This window comes from Sphingopyxis sp. QXT-31, assembly GCF_001984035.1.
Lineage (GTDB): Bacteria > Pseudomonadota > Alphaproteobacteria > Sphingomonadales > Sphingomonadaceae > Sphingopyxis.
In genome coordinates, this window is record NZ_CP019449.1 from 2737809 (window position 1) to 2758582 (window position 20774).

The 20774-nt window shown below is 66.3% G+C and carries 23 protein-coding genes; 12 read left to right on the plus strand and 11 right to left on the minus strand.

Going from position 1 to position 20774, the window contains the following annotated elements; translation table 11 throughout:
- Positions 1 to 250 precede the first annotated feature (250 nt).
- Positions 251 to 1666, minus strand: a complete 1416-nt coding sequence (gene ahcY / locus BWQ93_RS13125; protein WP_077030937.1) for an adenosylhomocysteinase — start codon at positions 1664 to 1666, stop codon at positions 251 to 253.
- A 430-nt stretch (positions 1667 to 2096) separates the two neighbouring features.
- On the opposite strand from ahcY, the gene BWQ93_RS13130 reads away from it, so the two are divergent.
- Complete coding sequence (locus tag BWQ93_RS13130; RefSeq protein ID WP_077030938.1) at positions 2097 to 2495, plus strand: hypothetical protein; 399 nt, start codon at positions 2097 to 2099, stop codon at positions 2493 to 2495.
- A 106-nt stretch (positions 2496 to 2601) separates the two neighbouring features.
- On the opposite strand, the gene BWQ93_RS13135 is transcribed toward BWQ93_RS13130, so the two are convergent.
- Complete coding sequence (locus BWQ93_RS13135) at positions 2602 to 3168, minus strand: YqgE/AlgH family protein (RefSeq protein WP_077030939.1); 567 nt, start codon at positions 3166 to 3168, stop codon at positions 2602 to 2604.
- 150 nt (positions 3169 to 3318) lie between these two features.
- On the opposite strand from BWQ93_RS13135, the gene BWQ93_RS13140 reads away from it, so the two are divergent.
- The 4 genes from BWQ93_RS13140 to BWQ93_RS13155 all read left to right on the plus strand — a co-directional run bounded on the left by BWQ93_RS13140 (position 3319) and on the right by BWQ93_RS13155 (position 7508).
- Positions 3319 to 3801, plus strand: coding sequence for a peroxiredoxin (locus BWQ93_RS13140; RefSeq protein ID WP_077032402.1), 483 nt, complete (start codon positions 3319 to 3321; stop codon positions 3799 to 3801).
- A gap of 212 nt (positions 3802 to 4013) precedes the next feature.
- Entirely contained in the window at positions 4014 to 5498 is a 1485-nt protein-coding gene (locus BWQ93_RS13145; protein ID WP_077030940.1) for an AMP nucleosidase, read from the plus strand.
- A gap of 149 nt (positions 5499 to 5647) precedes the next feature.
- Positions 5648 to 6421, plus strand: a complete 774-nt coding sequence (locus tag BWQ93_RS13150) for an SDR family NAD(P)-dependent oxidoreductase (protein ID WP_077030941.1) — start codon at positions 5648 to 5650, stop codon at positions 6419 to 6421.
- A 217-nt stretch (positions 6422 to 6638) separates the two neighbouring features.
- Positions 6639 to 7508 (plus strand): OmpA family protein, encoded by an 870-nt coding sequence (locus BWQ93_RS13155; RefSeq protein WP_077030942.1) that lies wholly within the window; start codon positions 6639 to 6641, stop codon positions 7506 to 7508.
- Between the two features lie 130 nt (positions 7509 to 7638).
- Here the strand turns inward: BWQ93_RS13155 and BWQ93_RS13160 are convergent, their stop codons facing one another.
- Complete coding sequence (locus BWQ93_RS13160; RefSeq protein WP_077030943.1) at positions 7639 to 8442, minus strand: SDR family NAD(P)-dependent oxidoreductase; 804 nt, start codon at positions 8440 to 8442, stop codon at positions 7639 to 7641.
- An 84-nt stretch (positions 8443 to 8526) separates the two neighbouring features.
- On the opposite strand from BWQ93_RS13160, the gene BWQ93_RS13165 reads away from it, so the two are divergent.
- Positions 8527 to 8964, plus strand: coding sequence for a winged helix-turn-helix transcriptional regulator (locus tag BWQ93_RS13165; protein WP_156878232.1), 438 nt, complete (start codon positions 8527 to 8529; stop codon positions 8962 to 8964).
- A 33-nt stretch (positions 8965 to 8997) separates the two neighbouring features.
- On the opposite strand, the gene BWQ93_RS13170 is transcribed toward BWQ93_RS13165, so the two are convergent.
- Positions 8998 to 9480: an SRPBCC family protein gene (locus BWQ93_RS13170; RefSeq protein WP_077030945.1), complete on the minus strand. Its 483-nt coding sequence runs from the start codon at positions 9478 to 9480 to the stop codon at positions 8998 to 9000.
- Positions 9481 to 9528: 48 nt separating this feature from the next.
- Between BWQ93_RS13170 and BWQ93_RS13175 the strand changes: the two genes are divergently transcribed.
- The gene (locus BWQ93_RS13175) at positions 9529 to 9861 is read left to right on the plus strand and encodes an ArsR/SmtB family transcription factor (RefSeq protein ID WP_077032403.1); all 333 of its coding nucleotides are present in this window, start codon (positions 9529 to 9531) and stop codon (positions 9859 to 9861) included.
- A gap of 4 nt (positions 9862 to 9865) precedes the next feature.
- Here the strand turns inward: BWQ93_RS13175 and BWQ93_RS13180 are convergent, their stop codons facing one another.
- The 4 genes from BWQ93_RS13180 to BWQ93_RS13195 all read right to left on the minus strand — a co-directional run bounded on the left by BWQ93_RS13180 (position 9866) and on the right by BWQ93_RS13195 (position 14019).
- A complete protein-coding gene (locus BWQ93_RS13180; protein WP_156878233.1) occupies positions 9866 to 10705 on the minus strand; it encodes a hypothetical protein in 840 nt (279 codons plus the stop codon).
- Entirely contained in the window at positions 10702 to 12552 is a 1851-nt protein-coding gene (locus BWQ93_RS13185) for a M2 family metallopeptidase (protein WP_077030947.1), read from the minus strand. Before BWQ93_RS13185 ends, BWQ93_RS13180 begins: the two co-directional genes overlap by 4 nt.
- A gap of 73 nt (positions 12553 to 12625) precedes the next feature.
- On the minus strand, positions 12626 to 13375 hold the full coding sequence (locus BWQ93_RS13190) for an alpha/beta fold hydrolase (RefSeq protein ID WP_077030948.1): 750 nt from the start codon (positions 13373 to 13375) through the stop codon (positions 12626 to 12628).
- The gene (locus tag BWQ93_RS13195; RefSeq protein WP_077030949.1) at positions 13372 to 14019 is read right to left on the minus strand and encodes a 2-hydroxychromene-2-carboxylate isomerase; all 648 of its coding nucleotides are present in this window, start codon (positions 14017 to 14019) and stop codon (positions 13372 to 13374) included. Before BWQ93_RS13195 ends, BWQ93_RS13190 begins: the two co-directional genes overlap by 4 nt.
- 106 nt (positions 14020 to 14125) lie before the next feature.
- On the opposite strand from BWQ93_RS13195, the gene BWQ93_RS13200 reads away from it, so the two are divergent.
- From BWQ93_RS13200 to BWQ93_RS13220, 5 genes are all read left to right on the plus strand, one after another.
- Positions 14126 to 14572 carry a MarR family winged helix-turn-helix transcriptional regulator gene (locus BWQ93_RS13200; RefSeq protein ID WP_077030950.1) on the plus strand — a complete coding sequence of 149 codons (447 nt, stop codon included), beginning with the start codon at positions 14126 to 14128 and terminating at the stop codon, positions 14570 to 14572.
- The gene (locus BWQ93_RS13205; RefSeq protein WP_083720873.1) at positions 14572 to 15699 is read left to right on the plus strand and encodes an HlyD family secretion protein; all 1128 of its coding nucleotides are present in this window, start codon (positions 14572 to 14574) and stop codon (positions 15697 to 15699) included. The genes BWQ93_RS13200 and BWQ93_RS13205 overlap by 1 nt, the downstream gene beginning before the upstream one ends.
- A 176-nt stretch (positions 15700 to 15875) precedes the next feature.
- Positions 15876 to 17468, plus strand: a complete 1593-nt coding sequence (locus BWQ93_RS13210) for a DHA2 family efflux MFS transporter permease subunit (RefSeq protein WP_077030951.1) — start codon at positions 15876 to 15878, stop codon at positions 17466 to 17468.
- A 2-nt stretch (positions 17469 to 17470) separates the two neighbouring features.
- Positions 17471 to 17896, plus strand: a complete 426-nt coding sequence (locus BWQ93_RS13215; protein ID WP_077030952.1) for a DUF5990 family protein — start codon at positions 17471 to 17473, stop codon at positions 17894 to 17896.
- 130 nt (positions 17897 to 18026) lie between these two features.
- Positions 18027 to 18704, plus strand: a complete 678-nt coding sequence (locus BWQ93_RS13220) for a helix-turn-helix domain-containing protein (RefSeq protein WP_077030953.1) — start codon at positions 18027 to 18029, stop codon at positions 18702 to 18704.
- A gap of 63 nt (positions 18705 to 18767) precedes the next feature.
- On the opposite strand, the gene BWQ93_RS13225 is transcribed toward BWQ93_RS13220, so the two are convergent.
- The 3 genes from BWQ93_RS13225 to BWQ93_RS13235 are packed head-to-tail and all read right to left on the minus strand — an operon-like array spanning position 18768 to position 20760.
- Positions 18768 to 19376, minus strand: coding sequence for a hypothetical protein (locus BWQ93_RS13225; protein WP_077030954.1), 609 nt, complete (start codon positions 19374 to 19376; stop codon positions 18768 to 18770).
- Positions 19373 to 19987, minus strand: coding sequence for a DUF2238 domain-containing protein (locus BWQ93_RS13230; protein WP_232314606.1), 615 nt, complete (start codon positions 19985 to 19987; stop codon positions 19373 to 19375). Before BWQ93_RS13230 ends, BWQ93_RS13225 begins: the two co-directional genes overlap by 4 nt.
- Entirely contained in the window at positions 19984 to 20760 is a 777-nt protein-coding gene (locus BWQ93_RS13235; protein ID WP_077032405.1) for an arginine deiminase family protein, read from the minus strand. The genes BWQ93_RS13230 and BWQ93_RS13235 overlap by 4 nt, the downstream gene beginning before the upstream one ends.
- Between the last annotated feature and the right edge of the window lie 14 nt (positions 20761 to 20774).

Here is a 20774-nt window from a genome sequence, read left to right on the forward strand (position 1 = left end):
GCCAGCCGTAAAGACGATGGAGTCATGTTTCAATCGCATGTCATCGCCAACCGCCGCGTACGGCCTTCTGACTGGCGCGCGGCTGTGGAAAAGGATTCGCGCAGAGACGCGGAGACCGCCGAGAAGCTCATGATTTTGCGGTCAGCCTGCGGCGAAAGAATAAAAGAGGGCGGCAAAAGCCGCCCTCCCTCTTTTCTCTGCGCTCTCGGCGCCTCTGCGCGAATATTTTTTCGCGCCAAGGCCGGACAGATCAATAGCGATAATGGTCGGGCTTGAACGGACCCTCGACCGGCACGCCGATGTAATCGGCCTGCTTCTGGCTCAGCTTCGACAGGTGCACGCCCAGCTTTTCGAGGTGCAGCGCCGCGACCTTTTCGTCGAGATGCTTGGGCAGGACGTAGACGTCGTTCTTATACTGCTCGCTGCGGGTCCAGAGCTCGATCTGCGCGAGCGTCTGGTTGGTGAAGCTCGCCGACATCACGAACGACGGGTGGCCGGTCGCGTTGCCGAGGTTCACCAGACGGCCCTTCGACAGGATGATGATCTGCTTGCCGTCGGGGAATTCGACGAGGTCGACCTGCGGCTTGACCTCGGTCCACTTGTAGTTGGCGAGCGCCGCGATCTGGATCTCGCTGTCGAAGTGGCCGATGTTGCAGACGATCGCCATATTCTTCATCGCCGCCATATGCTCGGCGGTGATGACGTCGGCGTTGCCCGTCGCGGTGACGAAGATGTCCGAGCGCTGGACGGCCTCGTCCATCGACACGACCTCGAACCCTTCCATCGCTGCCTGCAGCGCGCAGATCGGATCGATTTCGGTGACGAGCACGCGCGCGCCGCCGTTGCGAAGCGACTGGGCCGAGCCCTTGCCGACGTCGCCGAAGCCGGCGACGGTCGCGACCTTGCCCGCCAGCATCACGTCGGTGCCGCGGCGGATCGCATCGACGAGCGATTCCTTGCAGCCGTAGAGGTTGTCGAACTTCGACTTGGTGACGCTGTCGTTGACGTTGATCGCGGGGAAGGGCAGCTCGCCCTTCTTCGCGATGTGGTAGAGGCGGTGGACGCCGGTCGTCGTTTCTTCCGACACGCCCTTGATCGCCTTGACGGTCTTGGTGAGGTAGCCCGGATTCGCCGCGACGAACGCCTTCAGCGCGCGCTGCATCTCGATCTCTTCCTCATTCTCGGGCGCCGGCATGGTTTCGCCTGCCTCGAGCTTTGCGCCCCACAGCGCGAACATGGTGGCGTCGCCGCCGTCGTCGAGGATCAGGTTGCAGGTGGTGCCGTCCTCGACGCCCCAGTCGAAGATGCGGCCGACATAGTCCCAATAATCGGCGAGGCTCTCGCCCTTTACCGCGAACACCGGCACGCCCGACGCGGCGATCGCGGCGGCGGCATGGTCTTGCGTCGAGAAGATATTGCACGTCGCCCACCGGACTTCTGCGCCGAGCGCAGTCAGCGTCTCGATCAGCACCGCGGTCTGGATCGTCATGTGCAGCGAGCCGACGATTTTCGCGCCCTTCAGCGGCTGCGCCGCACCGAACTCGCTGCGCAGCGCCATCAGGCCCGGCATTTCGGTTTCGGCGATGTTGATTTCCTTGCGCCCGAAATCGGCAAGACCGATGTCGGCAACGACATAGTCACGGGTGTCGGCGGCGAGAGTGGCCACGGGGATTCTCCATAGTTGGCAAAAACGACCGCAGGCGAGCGGCCACGAAATTATCGTGCGCGCCCTAGCCGAAACCCCGTCGCCGATCAAATATAAACTTTTCTTTATATCGTATGTCCAGCGCGGTTCGCCGAGGCGTCAGGCGTACGACCGGGCCGCCGCGAATCCCGCAGCGCGGGCACGGCTCAGGCGCCGCAAAACCGCGCGGCAGCGAAAATAAACTTTCGGCGGGCGCAATTGTGACAGTTCGCCGATCACGAATGTGACAGCGAGTCGCCGCGGCCAAGATTCTGAAAATCCTGACTTATAATGCGCCTTAGCGAATAGCTTATTCCAGCTTTGTGACAGCAGTGTTACAAATGGCTCGAAATATTGACTTTTCTTCAAGGTAGGCAGAAAATCCACCTAAGTTTTCGGGGAGATACCACAAATGAAAAAAATCCTGCTGCCGCTCGTCGCCCTTGCTCTCGCGACCCCGGCCGGCGCGCAATCGATCATCGTCGTGACGGGTCCGCAGGCCGATTCGGAAGCGCTGCCCGTCGCCTATGCCGAACTCAAGGCCGGCGACAATCGCGCCGCCGTCGCCAAGCTGACAGGCGAAACCAAGCTCGACGCACGCGACCCGTCGCGGCTGATCAACCTCGGCACCGCTTATGCGCGTCTGGGTCGCACCGACGATGCCGCCGCCGCCTATACCGCGGCGCTCGGCAGCCCGATCCGCTACGATCTCGAACTGGCGAACGGCCGCTACGTCGACTCGCGCTGGGCCGCGCGCACCGCACTCGCGAACCTCAACGAGGGCCGCCCGCTGCTCGCGCTGGCGCAATAATCTTCCGGCGATAAAAGAATATCGTCATCCCGGCGAAGGCCGGGATCTCGACCTGTATCTTGGCGCACCGGCGGGATCCCGGCCTTCGCCGGGATGACGAAGTTGATTACGCCTCGCCGCCTTCGGTCGTCAGCAACCGGGCATCGATCCCGGCCTCGGCAAAGGCCGCCTGCCAGCGCTCTTCGGGGGGCGTATCGAACAGCAAGGCATCGCTCCCCGGCGTCACATGCCAGCCGTGGCGCACCATTTCGTCCTCGAGCTGCCCGCCGGCCCATCCGGCATAGCCCAGCGCGACCAGCCAGCGCGACGGGCCGCGCCCTTCGCCGATCGCGCGCAGGATGTCGTGCGAGCTCGACACGGTCCAGCGCCCCGCCACCTCGATCGCGCCCTCGCCGCCCCAGTCGCTGCTGTGCAGCACGAAACCGCGCGACTGTTCGACCGGACCGCCGAGAAACACGGGCATATCGAGCATCACGCCGTCGTGCGCGATTTCCAGCTGGTCGAGCACCGCCCCGACGGTCATCCCATCGATCGGGTCGGAAATGCCGATCCCCATCGCGCCGTCCTCGTCGTGGCTGATCATCGCGATCACCGAATGTTCGAAGCGCGGGTCGCCGATTCCGGGCAATGCCAGCAGCAGCTGGCCGGTGAACCAGGGAGGCGCGTTATCCATGCCCCCGTCTTGCCCCGCGGGGCGTTCGGGGTCCAGTCCTTTGCCTGCTTTCTCCACCGCCCGATTTCCTCCGTGGCGCTTGACTCCGGCCCGCCGCCAACCAATGTCTGCGCCGATCCAAATCCCCTCAAACGAAAAAGGATGCCGACGATGACGATCCAGACCGGAGACAAGCTGCCCGAAACGACGCTGGTCAAGGTGACCGAAAACGGCCCCGAACAGGTCAGCACCGCCGATTATTTCAAGGGCCGCAAGGTCGCGCTCTTCTCGGTCCCCGGCGCCTTCACCCCGACCTGCTCGGCCAAACATCTGCCGGGCTTCGTCGACAAGGCCGACGAGCTCAAGGCCAAGGGCATCGACGAGATCGTCTGCACTGCGGTCAACGACGCCTTCGTGATGGGCGCGTGGGGCAAGAACGGCGATGCCGGCGGCGCGGTGACGATGCTCGCCGACGGCAATGGCGATTTCGCCGAAGCCGTGGGCCTGACCATGGACGGCAAGGCGTTCGGCATGGGCAAGCGCGGCCAGCGCTTCTCGATGATCGTCAACGACGGTGTCGTCGAACAGCTCAACGTCGAGGCGCCGGGTGAATTCAAGGTGTCGAGCGCCGACCATATGCTGGAACAGCTCTGAGCTAATGCCCTCCCCCTCCCTGCAAGGGAGGGGCTAGGGTTGGGTAAAAGGCGGCGAGGCTCGATGCCTCGCCGCCTTTGCTCTTTCTCGGCGGGCCAGAGCCTCGACCGGGCATCGAGCCCGGACGAGCCTACCCACCCCCGCCCCCTCCCTCGCAGGGAGGGGAGACCCACCCCTTCCCTTTTGTCACAATTTCGTGCAACAGCGACGCGATGACATCCTCATCGCAAAACCAGAACATCGCCGATCCCGCCGCCCTCGTCGAAGGGATCATCGCCGAGCTGCAGACCCGCTTCCGCGCGTCGGTCTCCAACCTCAAATCCGCGATCGCCGCCTATGTCCACGACGGCACGCTGCCGCCCGCCGACGCCGCGGCGACGGGCCTTTTCGACTATCCCGCGATCCGTCTCACCACCACCGGCGAGCAGCGCGAGGGGCAGAAGGGGCATAATCTTTCCTTCGGACGCTTCGAGCGCGCGGGGGTGTTCGAAACCACCGTCACCCGCCCCGACCTCTTCGCCGATTATCTGCGCGACCAGCTCACCCTGCTCGCGCGGCATTACGACATCGAGATCGAGGTCACGCGCACCGGGCAGCAGATCCCCTTTCCTTACGTGCTCGACGCCAGCGACGGATCGGACATGGGCCGCGTCACCCCGCTCGAGCTCGCACGCCACTTCCCTACCACGGAATTGGCCGACATCGGCGACGAGCTCGCCGACGGCCTGTTCGGCGCCGATCCCGCCGCGTCGCAGCCGCTCGCCTTGTTCGATGCGCTGCGCACCGACTTCAGCCTCGCACGCCTCCGCCATTACACCGGCACTGCGCCCGAGCATTTCCAGCGCTACATCCTCTTCACCAACTACCACCGCTATGTCGACGAATTCGTCGCCTGGGCGGGCGCGCAGGTCGGGCAAGGCCGCTACACCGCGCTCGCGGGCGCCGCGGGCCTCTATGTCGATCAGCCCGGCACCAACGCCAGCGCGCTCGTCGCCGACAGCGCGTGGCGGCGGCACCAGATGCCCGCCTATCACCTGATCGCCCCCGACGGCGGCGGCATCACGCTCGTCAACATCGGCGTCGGCCCGTCGAACGCCAAGACGATCTGCGACCATCTCGCGGTGCTGCGTCCAGAGGCCTGGCTGATGATCGGTCACTGCGGCGGCCTCCGCCCGAGCCAGCGCATCGGCGACTATGTCCTCGCCCACGCCTATCTTCGCGACGATCACATCCTCGACGCGGTGCTGCCCGTCGAAATCCCGATCCCGCCGATCGCCGAAGTGCAGGTCGCGCTGGCGAGCGCCGCCGAAGCGGTGTCGGGCGCCACCGGCGCCGACCTCAAGAAGCGTATGCGCACCGGCACCGTCGTCACCACCGACGACCGCAACTGGGAGCTGCGCTACACCGACAGCGCGCTGCGTTTCTCGCAGTCGCGCGCGATCGGCATCGACATGGAGTCCGCCACCATCGCCGCGCAGGGTTATCGCTTTCGCGTCCCCTATGGCACTTTGCTCTGCGTCAGCGACAAGCCGCTCCACGGCGAGCTCAAGCTGCCCGGACAGGCGAACCGATTTTACGAGGAAGCGATCGCCGCGCATCTCCAGATCGGCATTCGCGCGTGCGAGACGATGCGCGACGAGGGCGCCAAGCTCCACAGCCGGAAATTGCGCGCCTTCAACGAGCCGCCGTTTCGGTGAGTATGCCGGCACGCCTCTCTATTCTTCGTCACCCTGAACTTGTTTCAGGGTCCATGGCCGGGCATTGCCGCCTGCGCCGCGTCTGAGGCGAGGGCCGGCCATGGATGCTGAAACAAGTTCAGCTTGACGAGAAGGGAGTGAATCGAGCCATGCACAACTTCGCCACTCTCTCCCGCTCCATCGCCGGCCGCGTCGCGATCGTCACCGGCGCCGCGAGCGGCATGGGCCGCGCGACCGCGCTGCTGCTCGCCAGCGAAGGCGCGAAGGTCGCGGTCACAGATCTCGATCTCGCCGCCTGCGAAGCCGTGGCGACCGAGGCCGGGCCGAACGCCAAGGCCTTCGCGCTCGACGTCGCCGACGGCGAGGCGATCAAGCGCACCGTTGCCGAGATCGCCGAAACCTTCGGCGGCATCGACATCCTCATCAACAACGCCGGCGTCTCCAGCTTCGCCCCGCTCGACGCCGAAGATGACTATGAAGCGATCTGGCACCGCGCGCTCGCGGTGATGCTGACCGCGCATCAGCGCATGGTCCGCGCCGCGCTGCCGTGGCTCCGCGAAAGCGACGCCGCGCGCATCGTCAACATCGCCTCGACCGAGGGCCTCGGCGCGACGCCGGGCGACACGCCCTATGTCGCGGCAAAGTCGGGCGTCGTGGGCCTCACCCGCGGCCTTGCGGTCGATCTCGGCAAAGAGGGCATCACGGTCAACTGCATCTGCCCCGGCCCGATCCGCACCGGCATGACCGACAAGGTGCCCGAAGAGGATAAGGCCGTCTTCGCCAAGCGCCGCACCGCGCTTCGCCGCTATGGCGAGCCCGAGGAAGTCGCGCATGTGACGCTCAGCCTCGTGCTGCCGGCCGCCAGCTACATCACCGGCGCGGTCATCCCGGTCGACGGCGGGCTGATGGCACGCAACGCCTGACCACGACAAAAACCGCGCAAAACCGGGTTTTTGCGCGGTATCGACGATATCAACCATAGGAATCCGTGAAACGGCCAGATGTTGCACGGTTCGCCGCGCGGCGGGCTCACGTTACCCCGCTCCTCTACCCCCTCGCTGAACTTTTGCCCCGCCGCAACGGTTGACGCGAGGATCATGGGCAAGGGCCAGTCCGGCCCGTTTTTCGAAGGAGCAATATATGAAGGTCATTTCCCGCAGTCCGAGGCTGATGCTGGCGGTCGCCATGCTGGCCAGCACCGCATCGATCGGCGTCGCAGCCCAGGACAGCTATCCCGATCAGGCGATCACCGTGAACGGCGAACTGCCCTCGCCCGACCAGATGACCAAGGGTCCCAAGGTCGAAGGCCTGATCTCGGCACGCACCGACGGCCGGATGCAGGTCACCACCGCCGACGGCAGCAACCAGACCATCGCGATCGCCGACTATACCAAGATCAAGGGCAGCGGCGGCTTCCTCGGCCTCAGCAGCAACAAGCTTGCCGCCGATGCGCTGCTCAACGGCCTGCCGGTGACGATCGACACCTATCAGTGGGACGGCGGCCTCGTCGCCAACCAGATCGCGCTCAAGACCAAGGATCTCAAGACTGCGTCGATGATCCGCACCGGCACGGCGCAGGGCTTCGCCGAACAGACCGCCGCGACCGAGGCGCTGCGCGGCCGCGTCGGCGACATCGACCAGTATAACGTCAAGGCCACGACCAACGTCAATTTCGACACCGGCAAGGCCGTGCTGACCGAACAGGCGAAGGCCGACCTCTGCGCCGCGGCGAACCAGGCAAACAGCACCGAAAATGCGCTGCTGCTCGTCGTCGGCTACACCGACTCGACCGGCAGCGAGGAGCTGAACCAGGAGCTTAGCGAAAAGCGCGCGAGCCGCGTGGTCAACTACCTACAGCAGGCGTGCGGCTGGAAGCCCTATCGCATGCTGACCCCGACCGGCATGGCCGAAGCCGACCCGGCGGCGGACAATTCCACCCCCGAAGGCAAGGCGCAGAACCGCCGCGTCGCGGTGAACATCCTCGTCAGCAAGGCTGTCGACGGAATCTGACAGATGCGGGGTGGGTGAAAGCCCACCCCGTTTCGATTCAAAGCCGCCTTATTTTTCGTTCGTGTCGAGCGTGATCTATATGACGGCTTGTTCGCCCTCCCCGCACCACCGGCACGGGGAGGATCGCCGGTCAAACCCCTTCGCTGACCCGGTAACGCTCGCCGACCTCGCGCCGCGACAGCCCCGGCCCCATCGCCAGCCGCGCGGCATGATAGGCGTCCCACTGGCTTTCATCGGCGAGCGGCGGGATCGTGACTTCCTCGCCGCGATCGAGGCCCAGCAGCGCCGCGTCGACCAGATCGTCGGCGTCCATCACCATCTCGGCCGGAAAGGCGTCGATATCCTTGCCCGAACGTTCCCAGATTTCGGTGCGCGTCGCGCCGGGCAGCACCGCTTGAACCAGCACGCCCTGTTCGCGCACGCTGTTCGCCAGCGACAGGCTGAGGTTGAGCAGAAAGGCCTTCGATCCGCTGTACACGCCCTCGAAGGTCTCGGGCGCGAGCGCCAGGACCGAGGCGATATTGACGATCGCGCCCGTGCCGCGCGCGGCAAAGCCCTTGCCCGCCGCGATCGCCAGCCGCGCCGCGGCGGTGATGTTCAGCGCGATGATCGTCTGGATCTCGGCCGCGCTATTTTCCAGCGTGCCGCCGTTCAGGGACATGCCGGCATTGTTCACGAACAAAGTGATCGCCGCATCGTCGATCAGCCGTTGCTCGATCCGCGTCACGTCGTCGCTGTTGGTGAGGTCGGCGGCAATTACATCGACCGCGATGTCATGCTCGGCGCGCAGCTTCGTCGCCAGCGCCTCCATCTGCGCAGCATTGCGCGCGACGAGGATCAGGTCTTGCCCGCGCTTGGCGAGGCGGTCGGCATAGACGGCGCCGAGGCCGGTCGAAGCGCCCGTGATCAGGGCGGTTCCGTTGGGGATGGTCATAATTTTGCTCCTTCAAAGACGGCCCCCGGAGTATCCCGGCAAGAGTCGCTTGCAAAATGATAGTGACTGCCCCATATGGCTTCAATGGGTACGCAAGAAAATAATTCGGGCATCTGCCCCGTCGACCGCGGGCTGATGCGCGTCGGCGACCGCTGGAGCATATTGATCCTGCGCGACATCGACCGCGGGCTGACGCGCTACGACCAGATCCGTACCAGCCTCGGCATCGCGCCGAACATATTGGCGCGGCGGCTGGCCGCGCTCACCGAGGCCGGGCTGATCGAAAAGCGCCGCTACAGCGCGCGGCCCCCGCGCGACGAATATCTGCTGACCGAAGCCGGGCGCGACTTCCTGCCGATCCTCGCGGCAATCGGCGCCTGGGGGCGCAAACATAATGGCAGCGGCGCGTTGACGCGCCAGATCGACGCCGAGACGGGAGAGCCGGTCCGGCCGGTCGTTATCGACGCGAACACCGGCGCGCCACTGGGATCGCGCCCGCTCCGCATCGAATATCCGGACTAAATCCCTCTCCGCTTGGGGAGGGCCGCGGGCTAACTATTTGTACATGCCCTCGCGCAGGTTGATGCCGTGCTCGATCCAGACCTTGAGCGCACACAGCATCTGCGACCAGCCCTGGCAATTGCCGTAGGAAGCGCCGAGTGCCCCCTGGTTCTCGCGCCAGCCTTCCTCGGCGATCTCGACGAGCGTGCGACCGTCGTCGAGCGCCTTGAAGCTCATCGTCACCCGCGTGCGGTAATCGGCATCCTTGAGTTCGGCGCCATCCACGTTTGGCGCCTCGCCCTCGTTCGCCTGCCATTCGAGGACGATCTTCTCGTCCTCGACGACTTCGATGACATAAACGGGGAAAGCGCCCGGAAAATCGTGGAAGTCCCACTCCACCGTCGCGCCGGTCTCGAGCCGGCCTTTCGCGCCGCCGGTGGTGAAATAGTTCGACAGTTTCGCGGGGTCCGCGACCGCCTCGAACACCTCGTGCACCGGCTTCGCGATCCGCGCCGCCACCCGGAATTTCAGTTCCATATCCAGTCTCCGCTTGAGTCGCTGCCTTTTATGTTATATTTATATAACATGTCAATTCACGACCAGTTCGACGCGACCTTCAAGGCGCTCGCCTCGCCGATCCGGCGGCAGATACTCGACGACCTGAAGGACCAGCCGCTGACCACCGGGGCCTTGTGCGGCCATTTCGCCGACATCGACCGCTGCACGGTGATGCAGCATCTCAAGGTGCTGGAGGATGCCGGGCTGGTGATCGCCGAGCGCCGCGGCCGCGAGCGCTGGAACCATCTCAACGCGATGCCGATCCAGGACATCCACGACCGCTGGATCGGCCCCCACGCCGCCGCCGCGAGCGCGCGGCTCGCGCGCTTCAAGCAGGCAGTCGAAACGGCAGCGACATGATGCGCTAGGGAGCCGCCTTTTCCGCGAGCTTCTCCGCGCAGTCGTCCACCGCCGCATAGAGCGGGCTCAGCATGTCATACATGCTGCGCTGCTTCCCAATGACCCTGACAAGGCCTTTAGCCGTCCGGATGTGCAGCGAATCCTCGCGCATGATCGAATGGGGCGCGGGCGCCTCCACCGGGCCATCCTCGCCCACCCCGCTCATATCGACCGCATAAGCCATGCCCTTGCCCTCGAGGCGGGACAGTTCGGCACGCATTTGCGGGCATTGGACCGAATCGACCAACTCGGTCCTTATGTTGGCCCGAAGCACGGTCGCTGGCGACGGAAGTTCGGAAAAGATCCGCGCAGCATCGAGCAACCACACATCCGAATCCGGTTCGACACCTTCGCGCTTTAGCGCGGCGACGAGCGTCGCAGGATCGAAGGATTGCCGGAAGAATTCGCCGAGCGGGCTATGCTCGTCGAGTGCCGCTACCGGTATATTGACCTTGCGCAAGACGAACAGGCAGTCGTTGCGATCGACGTCCCATTGCCCCACCGCCCGGCAATAGCCGCGAATCTCGCCCGATTGATAATGGCCATAGTCGCTGAATTTCTTGTAGGTGACGATTTCGGCCTGGGGGCGATATCCCGGTCTGTCGGGGATATCCTTCATCGCATCGTCGATGATCGGCCCCTTGTGCTGCTCCAGCCAGTCGGCGTAGCGCCCATAAAGGCCGACCATATCATATCCGTCGAGCGTCATCGGCAGATCGTCGCGCGGCGGCGGTGGCGGCGGCGGCGCAGCCGCCGCCGCCACCGCCGCGCCGCACGCCAGCATCGCCAGGGCGAGACGCCTCACCACCCGGTCGGCTTGCCCTTGTTCTGCTCGTCGAGCCATGCCTTCAGCGGCGCGAAATATTCGGCCATCGCCTTGCCCGACATCTCGCGGCTGCCGGTGAAGGCCTCCAAAGCGTCGGGCCAGGGCTTCGACGCGCCCATTTCGAGCATCGCGTTCAATTTCGCGCCAACCTCCTTGTTGCCGTAGAAGGAGCAGCGGTGGAGCGGTCCCTTCCACCCCGCCTGGTCGCATGCGGCTTTGTAGAACTGGAACTGCAGGATGCGCGCGAGGAAATAGCGCGTGTAGGGCGTGTTGCCCGGGATATGGAACTTCGCCCCCGCGTCGAAGGCCTCGGCCGGGCGCTGGCCCGGCGGGACGATGCCCTGATATTGGGTGCGCAGCTGGGTCCAGGCCTTGTTGTAATCGGCGGGCTTGATCGTGCCGTCGAACACGCCCCAGCGCCAGCGGTCGACGAGCAGGCCGAAGGGCAGGAAGGCGACCTTGTCCATCGCCTGGCGCAGCAAGAGGCCGGTGTCCTTGTCGGCGCTCGGCACTTTGGCCTCGTCGAGCAGGCCGATGTCCACCAGATATTGCGGCGTGATCGACAGCGCGACGAAATCGCCGATCGCCTCGTGGAAGCCGTCGTTGGCACCGTTGAGGTAGAGGAACGGCTGCTCCTTATAGGCGCGCTGGTAGTAGTTGTGGCCGAGTTCGTGGTGGATGGTGACGAAATCGTCGGCATTCACCTTGATGCACATCTTGATGCGGATATCGTCCTTGTTGTCGATATCCCACGCCGAGGCGTGGCACACGACCTCGCGGTCGGCGGGCTTGGTGAACATGCTGCGCTTCCAGAAAGTCTCGGGCAGCGCTTCCATGCCGAGCGACGAATAGAAATTCTCGCCCGCCTTGACCATGTCGAGCGGGCCCTTGCCCTTTTCGGTCAGGAGGTCGCCGATGTCGTAGCCGAGTTCGCCCGAACCCGCGGGCGCTACCAGCGGGTAGATATTGCCCCATTCCTGCGCCCACATATTGCCGAGCAGGTCGGCACGGATCGGACCGGTCTTGGGCTGCACCGCGTCGCCATATTTCTCGTTGAGCTTCGAGCGGACATAGGTGTGGAGCGCCATGTAGAGCGGCTTCACTTCCTGCCAAAGCCGCTCGGTGGTCTTGGCGAATTCCTCCGGCGGCATGTCGTAACCCGAGCGCCACATCGCGCCGGTGTTCGCGAAGCCCAGCTCCTTCGCGCCCTCATTGGCGATGCCGACCAGCTTGGCGTAATCCTGCTTCATCGGCGCGCCGACATTGTCGTGCCAGCTGGTCCACATTTCGGCGAATTCGGCGGGAGTGTGCTGGAGATTGCCCATCTCGGCCTCGATATCCGAGCCCGAGATTTCCTTGCCCTTCAGCGTGCCGCGCCCCTTGCCGTACTGCGACTGGAGGTCGGTCGCGATGCGGTTGAGCTCGGTCGCGGCGCCCGGCTTGGTCGGCGCGGGGAGGACGAGGCCGTTGCGCAAGATGTCGAGCTTGCGCTTGGTATCGTCGCTGAGCCCCGGCACGCTCGCATATTTCGCGGCCTCGAGCGCATATTTGACCGCCTTTTCGGTGCCGACGGCGTTGATCCGCGAGGCCATCGCGTCGGTGTCCTCGGTGAGGTAGGTCGCGTTGACCCAGTTCACCTGACTCGCCTCGACCGTATAGTCGAACAGATCCTTTTCGGCGGCGGCGATAAAGGCGTCGGCGTCCGCCGCGGTGGGTTGCGCCGACTTGCCGGCCGCGGGCTTGTCCTTCGCCTTTTCGGCCGCCAGCGCGGGGCCGGCGAGCGCGAGCGACAAGGCGAGCGACATCGTCGAGATCATGGCTTTCATGGGGGTGCGATCCTCATCTGGTGGTGCGCTCTGTGGCGCCGTGAAGGCTGTTTGGACCCGCCCGCCGACAGGGTCAAGCCGCGAGGAAGGCCGCCATCGCGTCGCCCATTTCGGGCTGGGTGACGCTCGACATATGCGTGCCGGGGACGGTCACCAGCCGCGCGTCGGCAAGCGCCGCAGCCAGCTCGGGGGCCGAACCATTGTCCTGGTCCGCCTCGCCGCAGACGAGCAGGGTCGGCATGGTGATCGCCGCGAGCATGTCGGGCGAGGTATCGGTGAAGCTGTCGAGCAAATGCCCCGCAGCGATGCGGTCGACCCTCATCGTCTTCATGAACTGGATCGACAGCCACGTGTCGTCGCCGCGCTTCGCGCTTTCATATTCGGCGATGACGCGCTTGAAGAAGGCGCCGCGCCGCTGCCAGCCCGCGAGCCCCGCAAGCCCCATGCCGCCGAGGATCAGGCGGCGCGGCTTCATACCCGCAACGACCGCGCGCACGCTGGTCCGCGCGCCGAGCGAGAAGCCGCCGAGATCGAAATCGCCGAGGCTGAAATGCGCGACCAGATCTTCGAGGTCGTGGACCAGCACATCGGGCGGATAAAGCCCCTCTTCGTGCGGCGCCTCGCTCGACCCGTGGATGCGGAGGTCGGGCATGATCACGCGAAAGCCGGCACCGGCGATCTTCGCCGCGGTGCCGAATTTGATCCAGTTGACCTCGGCGCTCGAAAAGAGCCCGTGGAGGAGCACGACGGGACGGCCTTCACCGATCTCGCGCACGGCGAGGCGCACGCCGTCGCGGGCTTCGAAAAACGCCGGGTCGGTCATCGCGGCAACAGGCCCTTCTGTTCCATGCGCCAGCGCGCCATGTCGATGCGGTCCTGCCCGAAGAAGGGCTCGCCGTCGAAGACCAAGGTCGGTACGCCCCAATGGCCGGCGATCTCGAGCGCGACCTGGTTGGCGGCGATCTCGGTATCGAGCGTATCGGCGTCGCGCTCCGCCTCGGCATCCAGCTCGGCTAGGTCGAGCCCGGCACGCTTGGCGGCGCCCGCGAGATGGTCGCCGAGGTGCCAGTCGACCGCGCCGCCCCAGATGAGCTGCGCCGCCTCATGCGCGAAGGCGAGGCTCTTGCCGCGGCGCGACGCGGCCTGGCCGAGGCGCGTGAGGCGGTAGATGTACGGCTGCTCGGCGGCGATCTCGCGCGTCATGATGTCCTGCACGATCGGGTCGGGGCGCGGCGGGCCGAAGGGGATGCCGTGGAACTGCGCGACGCGGATCATGTCGCGCATCGTGTAGCTCAGCCAGTTGGGGTGGTTGCGCTCGAAGAAATCGGGCTGGCGGATCGCGAGCGGATAGACCGGGCGCAGGTTGATCGCGAGGTCGTGGCTCGCCGCGAGCGCGCGGTAGCGGGCGATGCAGAGGTAGCTGTACGGCGAGCGGAAGGACCAGAAAAGGTCGGCGGTCAGGGTCATGCACGCAGCATAGCGGCGGCGGGCGATTTGTCGATGTTGCGGCGGTAGCGAAACCGCCGCGCAGCACGACTTGCATTTAGTAGCAATTGCTATTATATCGCATGCCATGAGTGAGACCATCGGCTTCCTGCTGAACGACACCGCGCGGATGTTTCGCCGCGATTTCAACGCGCGCACGAAGGAGAGCGGAATCACCGCGCTGCAGTCGCGCGTGCTCACTTATCTGGCGCGCTACCCCGGAATCCGGCAGGGCCCGCTCGCCGAACTGATCGAGGTCGAGCCGATCACGCTGTCGCGGATGATCGACCGGCTGGAGGAAGGCGCGCTGGTCGAGCGCCGCGCCGACCCCACCGACCGCCGCGCGTGGCAGCTTTACCTGACGGCGCAGGCCGAACCCTTGCTCGATCACCTCCGCCAGACCGCGAAGGCGGTGGTCGCCGAAGCCACCGAAGGGATGAGCGAGGCCGAGCGCGAGATGCTCGCGGCGCTGGTCGAGCGCGTCCGCGCCAATCTGTCGCGCCGCATATGCCAAAAAGAAAAAGAGACGATCTGATGGCCCAGCTCTCCACCACCCCGCCGAAGGCCGAAGAAGCCAAGCCCCCCAAGGCAGCACCCAAGGCAGACCCCGTGCCCGTGCCGCAGCCAGCGACCGCGTCCGATACTGCGGCGAAACCGACTTTGCGCACCCGCCTCCTGATGTTCGGCCTGCCCGCCCTGCTGATTGCGGGCGGCGCCGGCTGGTGGCTGACCAGCGGCGGGTCGGTGTCGACCGACAATGCCTATGTCCAGATGGACAAGGTCTCGATCGCCGCCGAGGTCGGCGGGCGGATCACCGAGGTCGCGGTGAAAGACGGGCAGAACGTGACCGCAGGCCAACTCCTCTTCCGCATCGACGGCGAGCCCTATCGGCTGAATGTCGCACAGGCGACCGCGGCGATCGACGCCGCCGAGGTCGAGGTCGGCAATTTGTCGGCGAGCGCGAACACGTCGAGCGTCGACATCGCCGCGGCGCGCGAGGATGTGAAATTCGCCGAAGTGACCTTCGGGCGCCAGGCGGCGCTGATGGAAAAGGGCTTCACCACCAGGGCGGCCTACGACGCCGCGCGCCACGCGGTGAGCCAGGCGCGCGAGCGCGTCCGCCAGGCCGAGGCCGCCGCCGCCGAGGCGCGCGTCAAGCTCGCCGCGGGCCCGTCCAGCGGGATCAACCCGCAGGTCGAGGCGGCGCGCGTCCAGCGCGCGCAGGCGCAGGTCAATCTCGGCCGCACCGAGGTGCGCGCGCCGAGCGCGGGACGCGTCGCGCAGTCGGACCGGCTGCAGATCGGCCCGATGATGGTCGCGGGGCTGCCCGCGGTGACCTTGGTCGACACGGCGCATCCGTGGGTCGAGGCCAATTTCAAGGAAACCGACCTCGCCGACATGCGCGTCGGCCAGCGCGCCGAGATCAGCTTCGACGCCTATCCGGGGCTGAAGATCCGCGGCCATGTGCTGACGATCGGCGCGGGCACGGGCAGCGAATTTTCGGTGCTGCCGGCGCAGAACGCCACCGGCAACTGGGTCAAGGTGACGCAGCGCGTGCCGGTGAAGATCGCCTTCGACGAAAAACCGTCGCGCGAGATGATCGCGGGGCTGTCGGCCGATGTGCGGGTGTTCACCGGCAACGGGGCGGTGGCGGGGAAATAGGGCGTGGGTGGCGTGGCCAATGCCTTCGACATCCGATCCTCCCTGTCGCGAAGCGATGGGGAGGTGGCAGCGCGGAGCGCTGACGGAGGGGCCTTGGCGCGACCGCCCCTCCACCACCCGCATCGCGGGCGGTCCCCCTCCCCACGCCTTCGGCGCAGGGAGGATCTTTTCTAGCCATGGCCAGCCGGTCCCTCCCCCGCCGCTCGCCCGCCGCGGCGCTACCCGCCGACGACCGCATCCCCCTCCACGAGCGCGTCCGTTACCGCGGCCTCCTCATGGTCGCCGTCATGGGCGCGTCGATCATGCAGATCCTCGACACGACCATCGCCAATGTCGCGATCCCGCATATGCAATCGGCGCTGGGCGCGACGAGCGAGACGGTGACCTGGGTGCTCACCAGCTATATCCTGGCCAGCGCCATCGCGATGCCGATCACCGGCTGGCTCGCCGACCGCATCGGGCGGCGCGAATTGTTCCTCGCCGCGATCGTGGGGTTCATCATCACCTCGATGGCGTGCGGCGCGGCGCAGTCGCTCGAACAGATGGTCGCCTTTCGCTTCCTGCAGGGGATCAGCGCCGCCTTCATCGGGCCGCTGTCGCAGTCGGTGATGCTCGACATCAACCCGCCCGACAAACAGGCGCGCGCGATGTCGATCTGGGGCATGGGGATCATGATCGGGCCGATCCTGGGCCCGGTGCTCGGCGGCTGGCTGACCGAGAGCGTCAACTGGCGCTGGGTGTTCTACGTCAACCTGCCCGTCGGGCTGTTGACGCTGGCGATGATGTGGGCGCTGCTGCCCGCGACGCGCACCAGCGACCGCCGGTTCGACCTGTTCGGTTTCTCGATGCTCGCGCTGGGGCTCGCGTCGCTGCAGCTGATGCTCGACCGCGGCGCGCACCAGGACTGGTTCGACAGCGTCGAAATCTGGATCGAATGCGGCGTCGCCATCGCCTGCCTGTGGATGTTCGCGGTGCATCTGTTCACCTCGCGGCGCGATACCTTGTTCAACCGCGCCATGCTCGCCGACCGCAACCTCGTCACCGCGATGGGCTTCATGATCGTGATCGGCGTCGTGATGTTCGCGTCGATGGCGCTGCTGCCGCCGATGCTGCAGAATCTGTTCGGCTGGCCGGTGATCGATACCGGCGTCGTGCTCGCGGTACGCGGCATCGGCATCCTCGCGAGCATGTGGTTCGCGGGCCAGATGCTGGGCAGGATCGACGCGCGCTGGATGGTGGGTTCGGGATTGCTGATCGCGGCGCTGTCCTTGTGGCAGATGAGCCACTGGTCGCTGGAAATGGGGATGCAGCCGGTGATCGTCAGCGGCGTCGTCCAGGGGCTGGGCATGGGGCTGATCTTCATCCCGCTCAACACCATGGCCTTTGCGACGATCGCGCCGCAGTATCGCACCGACGGGTCGAGCCTGCTCAACCTGCTACGCAGTATCGGCGCGTCGGTGGGGATTTCGACCGTCACCACCCTGCTAGGCGCGAATATCCAGACGAGCCACGAGGATCTGGTCGCGCATGTCACCAATAGCTCGACGAGCCTGCTCGACCCGTCGACCGCCGACCGCTTCGGCATCGCCGGCGACGCCGCGATGGCGATGGTCAATGCCGAGATCAACCGCCAGGCGGCGATGGTCGCCTATATCGACGATTTCTGGCTGATGATGTGGGTGACGCTGGCGTCGATCCCGCTGGTGCTGCTGCTGCGCCCGCCCAAGCCGGGGGCCGATAAGGCGTCGGTGGCGGATATGGGGCATTAGCGATGGCGCGCGCGGAGCAGCAGGAGATCGCGATGCGGATCGTCATCGAGCAGCCGGTGGTCGGCGTACCGCACAGCCTGCAGGACAAGGACGGCGGGCCGCTCGATGCCAAAGCGTCGGTGGCGGGTGAGCCGCTGGTCTTCGATTTTGCGATCCGCGCCGGGCCGGGGCCGAAATTCTTCGGCGATCAGGTGCGGCGCGAGGGCCCGGTGCAGCGCTTCGTCTATATCCGCATCGGCGACCTCGCCGGCGATCATGCCTCGCCGTGGAGCCGGCGGATGAAGATCGACATCCACGATATCGGGCGGAATCTGCTTGATGCCGCCGCAAAGGACGGTCGGCAGATTGTGCTATCGGTCAACGGGACGGGCAAGGACGGCAAGCCGGCCTGCGCGACGGTGGCGGTGACGGGGCGGCGGCTGGTTTAGCTCGCTACTGATCCTCCCCATTCCGGAGAGGATCGGCTTTGTCGACCAACGCCCGAAACGGATCGCCGATAAGCCCACCTTTCATCGCCGCGCTAACCAACTATTAACCGGCCGACTCCATCAAACCGGCATGGCCATTTCCGGATATTTTCTGCCCGCGGCGCCCGGCGCCGACCGGCGTCAGGGCGGACGACGCAAGCTCAGCTTGCTCGCGAAAGGCGCGCGGCACGACGGCAAGGGCATCGACGTCCAGATCCACAATATCTCGGGCACCGGCCTGCTTTTCGAAAGCGACATCAAGCTGGCGGCGGGCGACCGGATCGAGATCGAGCTGCCGCACGCCGGGGACATCACCGCGGTGGTGATCTGGGCGAGCGGGCGGCATTTCGGATGCCAGTTCGAGGGCCCGGTGTCGCGCGCGACGCTCAGCGCGGTCGAGCTCAAGAGCGCGACCGAGGCGCTCGCTGCCCCCGAAGCGACCGAAGAAACGGCCACGGGCCCCGCGGCCGACGAGCCCTTCGGTGACCGACTGCTGCGGCTGCGCACCAAGGCCGGGATAGACCGCGCCGACGTCGCGAAGCGCATGAACGTCAGTGCGGCATCGGTGCTCGGCTGGGAAAAGGGCCGCGTCCGCCCCAAACGCAGCCGGATGGCGGCGCTCGCGAAGATTTTGGGCGTGCCCCCCGCCGAACTGCTGGGCGAGGCGGCTTTTGACAAGGTGGCGGAGGCAATCGATCGCAGCCGCAAGGAGATCGCGCGCGCGGTCGGCGTGAGCGCCGACAAGGTGCGGATCATCGTCGAATATTAGGGGTTGGGGGTTAGGGTCCGGTTCCGGACGGCCCTCCATCTCGCTTGGTTTGTTCCCGCCCCCTCAGCGGAAGAAACAATTCACCCCCGCGAACAACGCGTCGATCTTCGCGTCGTCGCCGGGCGCCGCGAACATGCCGCCGATGGCCTTCTCGCCCTCGCCCAAGCTAAACTCCTCGCCCAGCGTGCTGTCCTCGATCGCGATGAGCTTGACCGATGCCGCCGCCTTGGCGCGCGGGGTGCCGACCGCGATGCCGCTCATCGTCGAATAATTCTCCGCGCCGGGCTCGTTGCCGAGGAACCAGCCGGCGAATTTGCCGTCCTGGAAATTGAGCGTCATCGCGTCGTAGCGGGTGAAGTCCATCGGCCCCGCGCCGCATTCCGCGTTGCTGCTGCGGTCGCTCTCCTTGCCCATCACGCGGCCCAGCGCTTCCTCGGCCTGGACCCGCGGGACGCCGAAAGCGAGCAGGCTGGTCTTGCCGTTCGCCTTGTCGACGAAACGCAGGCCCTCGCCGTCGAGGCTGATCGCGGTGGTCGCGGCGGCGGGACCGTCGGCCCTGGCCTCGGGGACCGGGAGCGCGGCGGGCTCCTTCTCCGCGGGCGCGCTATCCGCGGCGGGTTTGCAGGCGGCGAGCAGGCCGATCAGAACGAGGGTGGTGAGATTGCGCATCATCGGCTCCTGCGAAGAACGGGGAGCAGCAATATCGCACCCAGGGCGGCGAGCGCCATATCCTTTTGCGCGTCCCAGATGTCGCCCTGCTGCCCGTTGTAGCGGTCGGCGGTCTCGCCCACCGCGACGATCGTGAGCAGCCATTCGAACATCTCGTAGAGGCACGAGATGGCGAGCACCCAGGCGAGGACGGTCAGCGCGGCGCCGCGCGTCGTCAGCCCGCCCCAGCGGCGGGCGATCTCGGCGACGGGGACGACCGACAGCGCGCCGAAGGCGAAATGGACGAGGCGGTCGTAGTGGTTGCGGGTCCAGCCCGTCGCGTCGGAGAGGCTGATGCCGGTCAGCGCGCGCGCCCAGTCGTCGTAGGGGACATTGCTGTAGGCGTAGCGGCCGCCGAGCGTGTGGAGCGCCAGGAAGAGCGCGATGCAGGCGAGCGACGCGGTCGAGAGCGGCCAGCGCCGCAGCAGCCAGGGCGAGGCGAGCAGGAAGGCGAGTGTCGGGATATGCTGGAGCAGCGCGATCTCGGGATAGGGCTGCGCGATCTGGGCGAGCAGGAGCAGCGCCGCAAGGAGGCCGAGGAGGATTTTCTGCGCGCGCGGAAGGGCGGTGATCACCAGCGCAGCGACATGCAGCTGAGCCCCGCGTCGATGCGCGCGATCTGACGCGTCGCGAGCGGGCGGATCGCGAAGCCGCGCGAGGCGAGCAGCGCGTGGGTTGCGGTCCAGCGGTCGCCGACGAGGATGGTATCGTTGATACGCAGCAGGTTCGCCGCTTCTTCCTCGCCGGGGGGCGTCACGACGACCTCGAGCCCGGCGAATTGCGGGCAGCCGGCGAGCGCGGGGACGGCGAAGATCGTCTCGGCGTCGATCAGGCCGCAGCCGGTCTTGAAATGAAGCACGCCGGGTGGCGTGTCGGCGATCTCGGCTTGGTAGCCGAGGTCGGCGAGCAGGCTGGCGAGCGCTTCGGCGCCGGCGCGGTCGGTGCGCGCCGACAGGCCGATGACGACGCGGTCGGCGAGACGCAGCACGTCGCCGCCGTCGACATGACCTGCGGTGAGTTCGAGCAGTCGGTCGTGGTGCGCGGCGAGCGCTTCGCGGATATGGTCGACCTCGCCCGCGCGGGTGGCGGCCCCGGGGCGGAGCAGGATCGCGCCGTTAGCGAAAGTCAGCGCGACGTCCTCGACGAACAGCGCGTCGGGGAAGGCGTCGAGCGGCGGGAGGATGGTGAGGTCGAGGTCGAGGTCGCGGAGCGCCGAAACATAGGCATCATGCTCGGCGGCGAGGCCGGCGAAATCGGGGTCGGGGCCGCCGTCGGCGCGGATGCCGTGGATGGCGGACGGAGCAGGGGTGCGGAGGAGGGCGTGGGTGAAGAGATGGGGGGCGGTCATATCGTCGGCATAGC